The organism is Amycolatopsis sp. TRM77291, assembly GCF_054166285.1.
The window spans coordinates 4,603,514-4,616,990 of the sequence record NZ_JBSZHF010000001.1 but is presented as its reverse complement, the minus strand read 5'-3'; the positions used below and the strand labels follow the sequence as shown (position 1 = coordinate 4,616,990).

13 protein-coding genes and 1 pseudogene are annotated in these 13,477 nt (G+C 69.8%); 12 read left to right on the top strand and 2 right to left on the bottom strand.

Annotation, left to right across the window (positions count from 1 at the left end):
- The first annotated feature begins 203 nt into the window (after nucleotides 1-203).
- The 11 genes from ACXIZN_RS21270 to ACXIZN_RS21220 all read left to right on the top strand — a co-directional run bounded on the left by ACXIZN_RS21270 (nucleotide 204) and on the right by ACXIZN_RS21220 (nucleotide 11,722).
- Nucleotides 204-1,526 carry an MATE family efflux transporter gene (locus ACXIZN_RS21270; RefSeq protein ID WP_257488120.1) on the top strand — a complete coding sequence of 441 codons (1,323 nt, stop codon included), beginning with the start codon at nucleotides 204-206 and terminating at the stop codon, nucleotides 1,524-1,526.
- A 185-nt stretch (nucleotides 1,527-1,711) separates the two neighbouring features.
- On the top strand, nucleotides 1,712-3,022 hold the full coding sequence (locus tag ACXIZN_RS21265) for an MFS transporter (protein ID WP_457956442.1): 1,311 nt from the start codon (nucleotides 1,712-1,714) through the stop codon (nucleotides 3,020-3,022).
- 29 nt (nucleotides 3,023-3,051) lie between these two features.
- Nucleotides 3,052-3,975: a tRNA pseudouridine(55) synthase TruB gene (gene truB, locus ACXIZN_RS21260; protein ID WP_457956440.1), complete on the top strand. Its 924-nt coding sequence runs from the start codon at nucleotides 3,052-3,054 to the stop codon at nucleotides 3,973-3,975.
- Nucleotides 3,976-4,014: 39 nt separating this feature from the next.
- Entirely contained in the window at nucleotides 4,015-4,977 is a 963-nt protein-coding gene (locus tag ACXIZN_RS21255; protein ID WP_457956439.1) for a bifunctional riboflavin kinase/FAD synthetase, read from the top strand.
- Between the two features lie 116 nt (nucleotides 4,978-5,093).
- Nucleotides 5,094-5,576 carry an XRE family transcriptional regulator gene (locus ACXIZN_RS21250; protein ID WP_457956438.1) on the top strand — a complete coding sequence of 161 codons (483 nt, stop codon included), beginning with the start codon at nucleotides 5,094-5,096 and terminating at the stop codon, nucleotides 5,574-5,576.
- A 107-nt stretch (nucleotides 5,577-5,683) separates the two neighbouring features.
- Nucleotides 5,684-6,193, top strand: a complete 510-nt coding sequence (gene thpR / locus ACXIZN_RS21245) for an RNA 2',3'-cyclic phosphodiesterase (protein WP_457956437.1) — start codon at nucleotides 5,684-5,686, stop codon at nucleotides 6,191-6,193.
- Between the two features lie 129 nt (nucleotides 6,194-6,322).
- Nucleotides 6,323-6,592 carry a 30S ribosomal protein S15 gene (gene rpsO, locus ACXIZN_RS21240; protein ID WP_003084034.1) on the top strand — a complete coding sequence of 90 codons (270 nt, stop codon included), beginning with the start codon at nucleotides 6,323-6,325 and terminating at the stop codon, nucleotides 6,590-6,592.
- 235 nt (nucleotides 6,593-6,827) lie between these two features.
- Complete coding sequence (locus tag ACXIZN_RS21235) at nucleotides 6,828-9,074, top strand: polyribonucleotide nucleotidyltransferase (protein ID WP_457956435.1); 2,247 nt, start codon at nucleotides 6,828-6,830, stop codon at nucleotides 9,072-9,074.
- Nucleotides 9,075-9,168: 94 nt separating this feature from the next.
- The gene (locus ACXIZN_RS21230) at nucleotides 9,169-10,533 is read left to right on the top strand and encodes a M16 family metallopeptidase (protein ID WP_457956433.1); all 1,365 of its coding nucleotides are present in this window, start codon (nucleotides 9,169-9,171) and stop codon (nucleotides 10,531-10,533) included.
- On the top strand, nucleotides 10,530-11,276 hold the full coding sequence (gene dapB, locus ACXIZN_RS21225; protein WP_257488115.1) for a 4-hydroxy-tetrahydrodipicolinate reductase: 747 nt from the start codon (nucleotides 10,530-10,532) through the stop codon (nucleotides 11,274-11,276). Before ACXIZN_RS21230 ends, dapB begins: the two co-directional genes overlap by 4 nt.
- Entirely contained in the window at nucleotides 11,273-11,722 is a 450-nt protein-coding gene (locus ACXIZN_RS21220) for a tetratricopeptide repeat protein (RefSeq protein ID WP_378444199.1), read from the top strand. Before dapB ends, ACXIZN_RS21220 begins: the two co-directional genes overlap by 4 nt.
- A gap of 18 nt (nucleotides 11,723-11,740) precedes the next feature.
- On the opposite strand, the gene ACXIZN_RS21215 is transcribed toward ACXIZN_RS21220, so the two are convergent.
- Nucleotides 11,741-12,262, bottom strand: a complete 522-nt coding sequence (locus tag ACXIZN_RS21215; protein WP_126737735.1) for a YqaA family protein — start codon at nucleotides 12,260-12,262, stop codon at nucleotides 11,741-11,743.
- 323 nt (nucleotides 12,263-12,585) lie between these two features.
- Between ACXIZN_RS21215 and ACXIZN_RS21210 the strand changes: the two are divergent.
- Nucleotides 12,586-12,819: pseudogene (locus ACXIZN_RS21210) on the top strand (GtrA family protein); the annotation flags it as partial.
- A gap of 66 nt (nucleotides 12,820-12,885) precedes the next feature.
- On the opposite strand, the gene ACXIZN_RS21205 reads toward ACXIZN_RS21210, so the two are convergent.
- On the bottom strand, nucleotides 12,886-13,446 hold the full coding sequence (locus tag ACXIZN_RS21205; RefSeq protein ID WP_257488113.1) for a GNAT family N-acetyltransferase: 561 nt from the start codon (nucleotides 13,444-13,446) through the stop codon (nucleotides 12,886-12,888).
- Nucleotides 13,447-13,477 lie beyond the last annotated feature (31 nt).

Below are 13,477 nucleotides of genomic sequence, written 5' to 3'. Positions count from 1 at the left end.
CAGAAGTGCGGGAGCCAGCCGCCACCGAGGGCGTCGGCCGCGCCGAACTTGTTGGCGCCCTTGCCGTTCCAGAGGTACAGCGTGTTGCCGTCGCGGGTGGCGGCGGGGTCGGTCTTGCCGTTACCGGTGCGAAGCAGGCCCGCTTCGGCCCGGCCGGTTTCCCGGCGACTGGGACTGTCGTACCAGACGTCTAGTCTGCATCGGTGCCTGAAGCTTCCGAACCCGACGAGCGCGTCCCGCCGAAACGCGTGCTCGGTCTCGCCGTGCCCGCGCTCGGCGTCCTCGCCGCCGAACCGCTGTACGTCCTGGTGGACACGGCCGTCGTCGGTCACCTCGGCGCGCTGCCGCTGGCCGGGCTCGCCGTCGGCGGTGTCGTGCTGTCGCAGGTTTCGAGCCAGCTGACGTTCCTGTCGTACGGCACCACGGCGCGGACGGCGCGGCTGCACGGCGCGGGCCGCCGGGGCGACGCGGTCCGCGAAGGCGTCCAGGCGACCTGGCTGGCGGTGATCGTCGGGCTGGTCGTGATCGTCGCAGGGCAGCTGCTGGCCGCGCCGATCGCCCGGGTGCTCTCCGGCGACGCCGCGATCACCGACGCCGCCGTCTCCTGGCTGCGGATCGCGTTGTTCGGCACGCCGTTCATCCTGATCACGATGGCGGGCAACGGCTGGATGCGCGGCGTCCAGGATTCCGCGAAACCGTTGCGCTATGTGCTGGCGGGCAACGGGATCTCCGCCGTGCTGTGCCCGGTGCTGGTGTACGGCGCGGACTGGGGGCTGGAAGGGTCGGCGATCGCGAACGTCGTCGCGCAGGTGATCTCGGCGTCGCTGTTCATCGCGGCGCTGGTGCGGGAACGGGTCCCGCTGCGCCCGGAGCCGAAGGTGATGCGCGCCCAGCTCGGCCTCGGCCGGGACCTGGTGCTGCGCAGCCTCGCCTTCCAGGCGTGTTTCGTCTCCGCCGCCGCGGTCGCCGCGCGGACGTCGACCGAGGCCGTCGGCGCGCACCAGGTCGTGCTGCAGCTGTGGACCTTCCTCGCGCTGGTGCTGGACTCGCTCGCGATCGCCGCGCAGTCGCTCGTGGGGGCCGCCCTCGGTGCCGGGGCGAGCAAACGGGCTCGCGGGCTGTCGCGGCAGATCACCGGCTACGGGCTGGTGTTCGGCTGCTTCCTCGGCGTCGTGTTCGCGTCGGTGGCCGGGGTGCTGCCGCGGGTGTTCACCTCCGACGCGGCGGTGCTCGGCCAGATCCCGCACGCGTGGTGGTTCTTCGTCGCGCTGCAACCGATCGCCGGTGTGGTGTTCGCGCTGGACGGCGTCCTGCTCGGCGCGGGCGACGCCGCCTTCCTGCGCAACGCGACCCTGTTGAGCGCGGCGCTCGGGTTCCTCCCGCTGATCTGGCTGTCGCTCGCGTTCGGCTGGGGCCTGGCCGGGATCTGGACCGGGCTCTCGCTGTTCATGCTCCTGCGGCTGGCGACCCTGCTGGTGCGGTGGCGCTCGGGGCGGTGGGCCGTCGAGGGCGCCGTCCGCGTTTAGTCCTCTGGATTCGGTCCTTGCGCGGGGCGACCACCGCATCCAGAGGACGAAATGCGGGAGGGGGAGGCGTGTGGCGAAAAGCACCCGGGTAACGGCTATGTTTCGTCGTTGCTTACGCGCTACAACTATATGAGGCGGCAGTGCGGGCGTCTCCACGCCCGAACCGTGCTCAAGGAGGAAATACTGTGACAGGCCGAGCCACCCGCCGGTCCTGGTTCATCTGGTTCGCCGCCGTCACCGTCTACCTCCTCGCCGTCTTCCACCGCACCTCGTTCGGGGTCGCCGGGCTCCAGGCCGCCGACCGCTTCGGCGTCGGCGCGGCCGCGCTCGGCACGTTCACCGTCCTGCAGGTCGGCGTCTACGCCGCGATGCAGATCCCCACCGGCGTCCTCGTCGACCGTTACGGCCCGCGCCGCGTGCTCACCGCCGCCGTGTTCTTCCTCGGCCTCGGCCAGACCCTGCTCGCGGTCGCGGATTCGTACCCGCTCGGCCTGATCGCCCGCGCGGTCGTCGGCTTCGGCGACGCGCTGACGTTCGTGAGCATCATGCGGCTGATCGCCGCGCATTTCCCCGGCCGCCAGTACGCGCTGCTCGCCGCGCTGACCGGGGCGATCGGTTACGTCGGCAACCTCGCCGCGACGGTCCCGCTCGGCCTGCTGCTCGACGGCCCCGGCTGGACCCCGACGTTCCTCGCCGTCGGCCTGGTGACCGCGCTGTACGCCGCCGTCGTCGCCCTTCGCGTCAAGGACTCCCCGCCCGGCGAGCCGGCGCCCGTGCGCGAACGGGTGCACCCGAGACTGCTGGGCCGCCAGGTCGCCGCCGCGTGGCGCACCCCGGGGACCCGGCTGGGCTTCTGGGTCCACTTCAGCACGATGTTCGCCCCCAACGTGCTGACCATGCTGTGGGGTGTCCCGTTCCTCGTGCAGGGGCAGGGCTATCCGAAGGCCACCGCGAGTTCGCTGCTGATCGTGTTCGTGTTCGGCTCGATGCTCGGCGGACCGCTGATCGGCGGGCTGATCGGACGGCGCCCGTCGCTGCGGATGCCGCTCGTCGGCGGGTACATCGGCGGCGCCGCGGTGATGTGGGCGGTCCTGCTCGGCTGGGGCGGGACGATCCCGGTCGCGGTCCTGGTCCCCGTGTTCGCGTTCCTCTCCCTCGGCGGCCCGGCGTCGATGATCGGTTTCGCGCTGGCGCGGGACTACAACCCGCTCTCACGCGTCGGCACCGCGACCGGGGTGGTGAACGTCGGCGGCTTCGTGGCCACGACGATCTCGGCGCTCGCGGTCGGCGTGCTGCTCGAATGGACGGGCGGCACGTTCCGCCTGGCGCTGCTGTCGGTGATCGCGGTGCTCGCGTTCGGCACTTTCCGGATGCTCGTGTGGTGGCGGCGTACCCGCGCCGTGCTGTTCGAGGCCGAAGCCCGCGGCGAGGCGATCCCGGTGCAGATCCGGCGGCGTCGCTGGGACGCCGAAGCACCGCTGCCCGTCTCGTCCTAGGCGAGAGGCTGAAAGATAGGGTTCGGCCCGTGTCGCGCCCCAATCAGGCTCAAGCCAAGAAACGTCCCGCCCCGCCGCCCGGTCTCGTCATCGTCGACAAACCGTCCGGGATGACCTCCCACGACGTCGTCGCCAGGGCGCGGCGCTTCATGGGCACCCGCAAGGTCGGGCACGCCGGCACCCTCGACCCGATGGCCACCGGCGTCCTCGTGCTCGGCATCGAACGCGCGACGAAACTCCTCGGCCACTTGGCGCTGGACCGCAAGACCTACCTCGCGACCCTCTCGTTGGGACTGTCCACCACGACCGACGACGCCGAGGGCGAGCCGATCGCCGAAGCCGCCCCGGACGTCGTCGAGAAGATCACCGACGAAGCGATCGCGGCCGGGATCGCCGCGCTGACCGGCGACATCCAGCAGGTGCCGAGCGCGGTCAGCGCGGTCAAGATCGACGGCAAGCGCGCGTACGCCCGAGTCCGCGCCGGTGAAGAGGTCGTCATCCCGCCGCGTCCGGTCACCGTGCACCGCTTCGACCTGCTCGCCACCCGCCGCGAGGCGGGCCGGATCGAACTCGACGCCGTCGTCGAATGCTCGTCGGGGACCTACGTCCGGGCGCTGGCCCGCGATCTCGGCGCCGGGCTCGGTGCCGGCGGGCACCTGCTCGCGTTGCGGCGCACCACGGTCGGGCCGTTCACGCTCGCCAAGGCCCGCACCCTCGACCAGCTCGAAGACAAGCCGGAGTTGTCGCTGGACCTGGACGCCGCCGTCGCCGCCGCGTTCCCGCGCCGCGATCTGGACGTCCGCATGGCGCAGGCGGTCCGATATGGACAGAGGGTGCCCGCGGCCGGGATCGAGGGCACGTACGGGATGTTCGGACCGGACGGCCGGGTGCTCGCGCTCGCCGCGGACGAAGGCGAACTGGCCCGGTCGGTGGTCGTGTTGCTGCCCGCCTAGGGTATTGACCGGAGCGGGCTTGAGGAGACGGGGCCAGAAGTGCAGCGTTGGCGTGGTTTGGGTGACCTCCCCGGGAGCTGGGGACGGTGTGTGGTGACGATCGGCGTCTTCGACGGCGTGCACCGCGGTCATCAGGAGCTGATTTCGAGGACGGTCCGTGCCGCCGCCGAACGCGGTGTGCCGAGCGTGGTGCTGACCTTCGATCCGCATCCGTCGGAGGTGATCCGGCCGGGCAGTCATCCGGCGCAGCTGACCACGTTGCGCCGCAAGGCGGAACTGGTCGAGGGCCTGGGCGCGGACGTTTTCTGCGTGCTGCCGTTCACGCTGGAGCTGTCGCGGCTGACGGCGCACGAGTTCGTGCACGAGGTGCTGGTGGACAAGCTGCACGCGGCCGCGGTGATCGTGGGGGAGAACTTCACCTTCGGCGCCAAGGCGGCCGGCGACGTCGAACTCCTTCGCACGCTGGGTAAGCGGTTCGGTTTCGTTGCGCAGGGGGCGGAACTGCAGGGGCTGCTCGCCCAGGAGCAGGCGGACAACGACATCACCTTCTCCTCGACCTACGTCCGCTCGTGCATCGACGCCGGGGACGTCGTCGCCGCGTCCGAAGCGCTCGGCAGGCCGCACCGGCTGGAGGGCATCGTCGTCCGGGGCGACGGCCGGGGACACGACCTCGGCTACCCGACGGCGAACCTGTCGACGCCGCGGTTCGCCGCGGTGCCCGCCGATGGTGTCTACAGCGCCTGGTTCACCCGTTCGTCGGATTCCGGCCGACGGCTGCGCGCCGCCGTGTCGGTCGGCACCAACCCGACCTTCTCGGGGCGGGAACGCACCGTCGAGGCCTTCGTCCTCGACATCGACGAGGATTTCTACGGGCAGCACGTCGCGCTCGATTTCGTCGCCAAGCTGCGGGATCAGGTCCGGTTCCCGACCTCTGAGGGGCTGGTGGCGCAGATCGACGAGGACGTCGCCCGCACCAGGGAACTGCTCGGCGAGCAGGACTGACGGTTCCGGCCTTGGCCGGATGACAATCGGCAAACACACCCGCTCACGTGCGTTCCGGTGGCAAGATGTCACGGACCGCGCATGGCGTTCGACGGGGTTAAGGGGAGCGGACCAAGGTGGAGGACCACAAGATCGTCCAGCGGAACATCGCGCTGCAGAAAGAGTGGTACGGGGAGCCGCTCGGCGATCGCGTGCGGAGACTGGTCGTCGCCTTCGACATCTCCCAGGCCTTCCTCGCCGAGGTCCTCGGCATCAGCGCGCCCATGCTCAGCCAGGTGATGAGCGGGCGCCGCGCCAAGATCGGGAACCCCGTCGTCCTCGCCAAGATGATCATGCTGGAGCGCAAGGTGCTGGTCCCGGCGGTCGCCGCGGGGGACCGCAAGGCCATGCAGGAGGCGCTCGAGGACGTCCGCGACTCGCGGCCGACGGTGGGCAGGGACAGCATCCCGGTCGGCGCCGTCGCCGACGACCAGGGTGTGCTCGTCGCGCTGCGGGACATCGGCGAGGACGAAGACCTCACCGAAGCCGCGAAGCTGCTCGACGAGGACTTCCCGGCCCTGGCGGACCTGCTGCGCCGTGCCGCACGGAACGGTTCCTGACGAGACTTGCGTGCTTGGCGGCGTAACTCGCGTGTTCGGAGGCGTAACTCACGAGTTACGCCTCCGAACACGCGAGTTACGGCTCTGATCACGTGAGTCACGCGCCCATGACGCTCTTCAGTGCGTTGATCCCGCCCGACGAGGTCCTCGACGAGGTCGCCGCCGCCCTCGGCGCACCCGAAAAAGACGATTTCCGCTGGTCGGCGCGCGAAGACTGGCACATCACCCTCGGGTTCTACGGCCGGGACGACCCGGCGGACCGAGGCGACTGGCTCGCCGCGCGGCTGGACGGCGCGGCCCCGATCGACCTCCGGCTGGAAAAGGCCGCGACATTCCCCGGGGTGCTGTGGTTGAGTGTGTCCGGAACCGGGCTCCACGAGCTGGCACTGAAGGCCGGCGCGGAGAACGAGGGCAGGCCGTACGTGGCCCACCTGACACTGGCCCGCTTCCCCCGCGACCGGCCGCGAGCCGCGAGCGCGTGGGAGGAGCGGCTGGCCGGGTTCACCAGTGAGACCTGGACGGCGACCGAGGCCGTCCTGATGAGCAGTGACCGTGAACAGGGCGTTTCACGCTACCGGGTGATCCGGTCGTACGCGCTGGACCACGCCCGCGCCTGAAGCCGCTGATCACGAGCCTGGTAACCTCGATGATTGGGTCCGGCTGCAGTCCGTGGCGGCCGTGACCGTCTCACCCGGCGTGACGACATCGTCCGGGCCGCACGGCACAGAACATCTAGGAGCACCACTGTGGCTTTGTCCACCGAAGAGAAGAAGTCGATCCTTGCCGAGTACGGCGTGCACGACTCGGACACCGGATCCCCCGAGGCCCAGGTCGCGCTGCTGACCAAGCGCATCGTCGGCCTCACCGAGCACCTCAAGGCTCACAAGCACGACCACCACTCCCGTCGCGGGCTTCTGCTGCTGGTCGGCCGCCGCCGCCGGCTGCTGAACTACGTGATGAAGGTGGACATCGAGCGTTACCGTGCGCTGATCCAGCGTCTCGGCCTGCGCCGATAGCTTGAACCCGAGGGGGAGTGACCACAACGGTCGCTCCCCCTCGGTCCAAGTACAGCTACACGCGGCGCGAGCGCGCACGAGGTACCGTCCGCCGGTCCTCGGTAGTGGCTTCCGGGCAACGGCCCGGGGGCTTCGATCGAAGACCGGCCTCACTCCTCGAGCGTCCGCAGGCGAAACAGGTCCCAGGGTGGGAGACTCGCGCCGTTACAGAGGATCAAAAGAGGAGATACACCCTATGACCGACTCCACCGGAGTCACCGTGCACGAAACCGAAGCCGTGATCGACAACGGCCGTTTCGGCACTCGCACCGTCCGCTTCGAGACCGGCCGCCTGGCCCGTCAGGCCGCCGGTTCCGTCGTCGCGTACCTCGACGAAGAGACCATGCTGCTGTCGGCGACCACCGCGTCGAAGCACCCGAAGGACCACTTCGACTTCTTCCCGCTGACCGTGGACGTCGAAGAGCGGATGTACGCCGCCGGACGCATCCCCGGCGCGTTCTTCCGTCGCGAGGGCCGCCCGTCGACCGACGCGATCCTGACCTGCCGCCTGATCGACCGGCCGCTGCGCCCGTCGTTCGCCGACGGTCTCCGCAACGAGATCCAGGTCGTCATCACCGTCCAGAGCCTCAACCCGGACGACCCGTACGACGTGCTCGCGATCAACGCGGCCTCGGCCTCGACCCAGATCGCCGGCCTGCCGTTCTCGGGCCCGGTCGGCGGCGTCCGCGTCGCGCTGATCGAGGGCCAGTGGGTCGCGTTCCCGACCTGGAAGCAGCTCGAGGACGCCACCTTCAACATGGTGGTCGCCGGTCGCATCGTGGGTGACGACGTCGCCATCATGATGGTCGAGGCCGAGGGCACCGAGAAGACCCTCGACCTGATCGCCGACGGCGGCAAGGCGCCGGACGAGATCGCCGTCGCCGAGGGCCTCGAGGCCTCGAAGCCGTTCATCAAGGTGCTGTGCGAGGCCCAGCAGCAGCTGGCCGAGCTGGCCGCCAAGCCGACCGGTGAGTTCCCGGTCTTCCTCGCCTACGAGCAGGACGCCTTCGACGCCGTCGCCGCCATCGCGACCGACGACCTCGCGAACGCCCTGACCATCGCGGGCAAGCAGGACCGTGACAACGCGACCGACCAGGTCAAGGCCGCGGTGCTGGAGAAGGTCGGCCTGGGCGAGGGCGAAGCCTTCCAGGGCCGTGAGAAGGAGATCGGCGCGGCGTTCAAGGCCCTGTCGAAGAAGATCATGCGCAAGCGCGTCCTCACGGACAAGATCCGCATGGACGGCCGTGGGCTGACCGACATCCGCTCGCTCGCCGCCGAGGTCGCCGTGATCCCGCGGGCGCACGGTTCCGCGTTGTTCGAGCGCGGTGAGACCCAGATCCTGGGCGTCACCACGCTGAACATGCTCCGCATGGAGCAGCAGATCGACTCGCTCTCCCCGGAGACCACGAAGCGGTACCTGCACCACTACAACTTCCCGCCGTTCTCCACCGGCGAGACCGGCCGCGTCGGTTCGCCGAAGCGGCGCGAGATCGGCCACGGCATGCTCGCCGAGCGCGCCCTCGTGCCGGTCCTGCCGAAGCGGGACGAGTTCCCGTACGCGATCCGCCAGGTCTCCGAGGCGCTGGGCTCCAACGGCTCCACCTCGATGGGCTCGGTCTGTGCCTCGACCATGGCCCTGCTGAACGCGGGTGTCCCGCTGAAGGCGCCGGTCGCCGGCATCGCCATGGGCCTCATCTCCGACGAGGTCGACGGCGAGACCCGCTACGTCGCGCTGACCGACATCCTCGGTGCCGAGGACGCCATGGGCGACATGGACTTCAAGGTCGCCGGCACCAAGGACATCATCACCGCCCTGCAGCTGGACACGAAGCTCGACGGCATCCCGTCGGAGGTTCTCGCGGCCGCGCTGAAGCAGGCGAAGGACGCCCGTCTCACCATCCTGGAGGTCATCGCCGAGGCGATCGACGGCCCGGACGAGATGAGCCCGTTCGCCCCGCGCGTCACCAGCGTGAAGATCCCGGTGGACAAGATCGGCGAGGTCATCGGCCCGAAGGGCAAGATGATCAACTCGATCACCGAGGAGACCGGCGCCGACATCTCCATCGAGGACGACGGCACGATCTACGTGGGCGCGGCCGACGGCCCGTCGGCGGAGGCGGCGATCGACAAGATCAACGCCATCGCCAACCCGCAGCTGCCCAAGGTCGGCGAGCGCTTCCTCGGCACCGTGGTGAAGACGGCCGCGTTCGGCGCGTTCGTCTCGCTGCTGCCGGGCAAGGACGGCCTGGTGCACATCTCGAAGCTGGGCAACGGCAAGCGGATCGCCAAGGTCGAGGACGTGGTCAACGTGGGCGACAAGCTCCGCGTCGAGATCGCCGACATCGACAACCGCGGCAAGATCAGCCTGATCGTGGTCCAGGAAGAAGACGCCAAGGCGGCTGAAGACGACAAGGCCGAGGCCCCGAAGGCCGACGCGCAGTAGTCCTGGCTGGACCGATGTGAAACGTCAGGAAAGGGTCGTTCGGGACAACTTGTGTCCTGAACGACCCTTTCGTGACATGTGAGTAAGGAATCCGTTGGCTCGTCAGGTTCCCGGGCACGAACAGCCCGTCGGCAGCACCCGTACGCTGGAGTCCACTTCGGACGGTGCGGTGGTCAAGCGCAGTGTGCTGGCCGGTGGCCTCCGGGTCATCACCGAGCACGTTCCCGCCTCCCGTTCGGCGACGGTCGGGTTGTGGGTCGGGGTCGGGTCGCGGGACGAGCCGTCGTCGGTCGAGGGCGCGGCGCATTACCTCGAACACCTGCTGTTCAAGGGCACCACGAACCGGGACGCCACCCAGATCGCCGAGGAGATCGACGCGGTCGGCGGCGAGTTCAACGCGTTCACCGCGAAGGAGCACACCTGCTACTACGCGCAGGTGCTCGACGAGGATCTGCCGCTGGCGATGGATCTCGTCACCGACGTCGTGTTCGAGGCGCTGTGCACGGACAAGGACGTCGAGACCGAGCGCAGTGTCGTGCTCGAAGAGATCTCGATGCGCGACGACGACCCCGAAGACCTGCTGCACGAGACGTTCGTCGGCGCGATCCTGGGGAACCACGCGCTTGGCCGCCCGGTGCTGGGCAGCGAGAAGTCCATCGTCGAGATGTCCGCTTCGGCGTTGCGCGGTTTCTACCGGCGCCGCTACACGTTGCCGCGGATGGTGCTCGCGGTCGCGGGGAACGTCGAGCACGCCCAGGTGCTTCGCTTGGTGCGCAAGGCTTTGCGGGAGCGGCTGACCGGGGCGTCGATGCCGGTGCCGCCGCGCGGCGGACGGGCGCGGATCGCGATGGCGCCGAAACTCGCGCTGCACACCGACGACACCGAGCAGGCGCACGTGATGCTGGGCCTGCGTTCGCTGTCGCGGCACGACGACCGCCGGTTCGCGCAGTCGGTGCTCAACGCCGCGCTCGGCGGCGGGATGAGTTCGCGCCTGTTCCAGGAGGTCCGGGAGAAGCGCGGGCTGGCGTACCAGGTGTACTCGTCCGTCGCGAGCTACGCCGACACCGGGCACATGGCCGTGTACGCGGGCTGCCAGCCGGAAAAGCTCGGTGAGGTCGCCGGGGTGATCCGCGAGGTGCTCGAACTCGTCGGCAAGGACGGGCTGAGCGAAGCCGAGGTCGCGCGCGCGAAAGGACAGTTGCGGGGCGGGCTCGTGCTCGGCCTCGAAGACACTTCGTCACGCATGTCGCGGATCGGCAAGAACGAACTCAACTACGGTCGCTATCTCGGCGTCGACGACACGGTGGCGCGGATCGACGCCGTCACCACCGAAGAGGTCTGTGCGCTCGCTCGCACTCTGCTCGCCCGCCCTGGTGGCGTCTCGGCGGCGGCGGTGGTCGGGCCGTACGCTCACGCCGACGACCTTCCGGACGATCTGCACGAGGTGATCGCATCATGACCGCTGGAATTCGCGTCGGTGTGCTGGGCGCACGCGGCCGGATGGGCCAGGAAGTGGTGAACGCCGTCGACGGCGCCGACGACATGGAGCTCGTCGCCGCGCTCGACGCCGGTGACGACCTCGCGGCGCTCAAGCAGGCGCAGGTCGTCGTCGACTTCACCCATCCCGACGCGGTGATGGACAACCTGGAGTTCCTGACCGGCAACGGGATCCACGCCGTGGTCGGCACCACCGGGTTCAGCGAGGAGCGGCTGGAGAAGCTGCGCTCGTGGCTCGCGGCCGACCCGTCGCTCGGCGTGCTGATCGCGCCGAACTTCGCGCTCGGCGCGGTGCTGGCGATGCGGTTCGCCCAGCAGGCGGCGCGGTTCTACAACTCGGCCGAGGTCATCGAGCTGCACCACAATCGCAAGGCCGACGCGCCCTCCGGCACGGCCGCGCACACCGCCCGGCTGATCGGCGAGGCTCGCGCGGCAGCCGGTCTCGCTCCCGGTGAAGACGCGACGACGTCCGAAGTGGACGGTGCGCGCGGCGCGCTCGTCGACGACGTCCGCGTGCACTCGGTGCGGCTGCCAGGACTGGTGGCGCACGAGGAGATCCTGTTCGGTGGCGAGGGGGAGACCCTGACCATCCGGCACGATTCGCTGCACCGCACGTCGTTCATGCCGGGTGTGCTGCTCGGTGTGCGTTCGGTGCTCACGCGGCCCGGCCTCACGGTCGGTCTCGAGAACATCCTCGACCTGTGAGGGCCCGCAACTTCGCGCTGGTGATGACGGCGGCGCTCGCCGTCTACGTCGTCCTGCTGGCGGGCCGGGGCATCGCGCTGGTGCGCACCGGCGAGACGGTGCCGGTGCTCTTCGGCGTCGGGGTCCTGCTGCTGCCGTTGCTCGGGATCTGGATCATCGTGACCACCTGGCGTTCCGGCGTCCAGATCCAGCGGCTTTCGCGGCGGCTGGACGAGGAAGGCGGCCTGCCCGACGTCTCCGATCTGCCCCGGCGGCCTTCGGGCCGGGTGGATCGCGACGCCGCCGACGCCTGGTTCGACGAGCGCCGCGCCGAAGTCGAGGCGGACCAGGAGAACTGGCGCGTCTGGTACCGGCTGGCGTACGCGTACGAGATCGCCGGCGACCGGAAGCGCGCCCGCGCGACGATGCGGCGCGCCGTCGAACTCGAAGCCGCTTCCCGCACTTAGTCCTCTGAATACGCGGGCTCAGTAGTGGAACCAGCCCGCGAACAGGGCGGGTGAGGCGGCCAGCAGGCTGAACCGCAGCCAGCGGCCGAGGAAACCGGTGGCCAGGAACGTCGCCAGCGGCATCCGCACCAGCCCCGCGAGGACGCTCGTGGCCATGTACGGCGGCAGGCCGACGACCGAGCTCACCCCGTACGTGCCCGCCATCCAGTGCGGATGCCGGTGGCACCGTTCGCGTAGTGCGTCGAGCCGGGCGCGCATCTTCTTGGTGCGCGCCCGCCATCTTTCCCGGCGCGGGGTGGGCGGCCGCTGCCGGTGCAGGCGGTCGTGCAGCGGTTTCGGCAGCTTGATCGTGCCCTTCGCGGCGAGGTAGTAGAGCGTCTTCCCGCCCACCTGACCGGCCGCGACGATGGCGCCGAGCAGCAGCCACGGCATCGTCGGCTGGCTCGCGCACAGGCCGATGAGGAACATCTCGATGCTGACGACGGGGAGGATCGCGGAACCGAAGGCGACGCCGAACGACAGGAGCAACCAGCCTGCCATCGTTGCCTCCCCGTTATCTTCGTTCTCTCCAAGCTATCAGTTGAAAACCAGGACGCACTGGGGCCAGCCCCCGTTCCCGGCTTCCGGGCCGCACCAGAAGATCACCTGTTCGTCGGTTCGCGGCCACCTGCCGCTGCCATGCTGAATCCGTGGCCGACGTGCACGACGCGGTCCGCGGCAAAGGTTTCGCGGATCGCTTCGCCGACTTCTGCGCGGCCGTGGTGCGGCGCCTCCCCTTCGGGCTTTCCCGGCTGGTGGCGCCGAGTTTCCTCGGTTTCGCGCTCATCAACGGGTTCACCTTCGGGGTCGACCTGATCCTGCTGATGCTGCTCCGGAGCTGGCTCGGCCTGCCGGTGTGGCTGGCGATCACGCTCGCGTACGCGACTGCGTTCGGCCTGAGCTTCGTGCTGAACCGCAGCATGAACTTCCGTTCGCACGCGCCCGTCGGCAGACAGGCGGTGCTGTACGTCATCGCGATCGTCATCAACTACGTGGCGTTCCTGCTGGGTGTCGGCGCCGGGCTGGCCGCGCTGGGCGTCGACTACCGCCTCTCCCGGCTCATCGCCGGGGCGTGCGAAGGCGCCTTCATGTACTCGGTGATGCGCTGGGTCGTGTTCGCGAAGTCACGGAGCGAGCTCGAGGTCGAGACCGCCGGTGAGCCGGACTTCGCGCACGTTCGTGCTTCCGGTGTCGAGGATGCGGACGGTCCCGTCGGGCGACCAGCCCGCGCGGCGGAAGAAACCCAGTGACGCGTGATCGGTCTGGGCGACCCAGCTGATCCCGCGCGTGGCGCCGTCCTCGCGCAGCCAGGCGGACGCGTTCGCCAGCAGTCGTCCCGCGTGCCCGCGCCGACCCCAGCGCGGCTCGACCAGCAGCGAGGCGATGAGCGCCGTCGTCGAAGCGTCGTCGGGCAGTGAGCCGTCGGCGGTGGCGACCTCGCTCTCCGGAGCGCGGCCGGCGACGCAGAAGCCCACGGTGAACTCGCCTTCGGTGGCGAGGAAGACGCGCGTGCCCGGGTACTCGATCGTTTCGGTCCAGGTCTTTTCGAGTTCGTCGATGTCGAGCCCGGCGACGGCCGCTTCGCCGAGCAACTCCGTGTAGGCGCTTCGCCACGTGTCGCGCTGGATGCGGGCGATCTCGGGGGCATCGGACACGACTGCTGGGCGGACTTCGGCGGCGGCCATGCTGCGCAGATTAGCGGTGCGGCCGGAAACT

Bases quoted from the DNA above. Each gene is read 5' to 3' on its own strand.
- dapB (WP_257488115.1), top strand. From the start codon at position 10,530: ATGACCGCTGGAATTCGCGTCGGTGTGCTGGGCGCACGCGGCCGGATG.
- ACXIZN_RS21235 (WP_457956435.1), top strand. From the start codon at position 6,828: ATGACCGACTCCACCGGAGTCACCGTGCACGAAACCGAAGCCGTGATC.
- ACXIZN_RS21205 (WP_257488113.1), bottom strand. From the start codon at position 13,446: ATGGCCGCCGCCGAAGTCCGCCCAGCAGTCGTGTCCGATGCCCCCGAG.
- thpR (WP_457956437.1), top strand. From the start codon at position 5,684: ATGACGCTCTTCAGTGCGTTGATCCCGCCCGACGAGGTCCTCGACGAG.
- ACXIZN_RS21215 (WP_126737735.1), bottom strand. From the start codon at position 12,262: ATGGCAGGCTGGTTGCTCCTGTCGTTCGGCGTCGCCTTCGGTTCCGCG.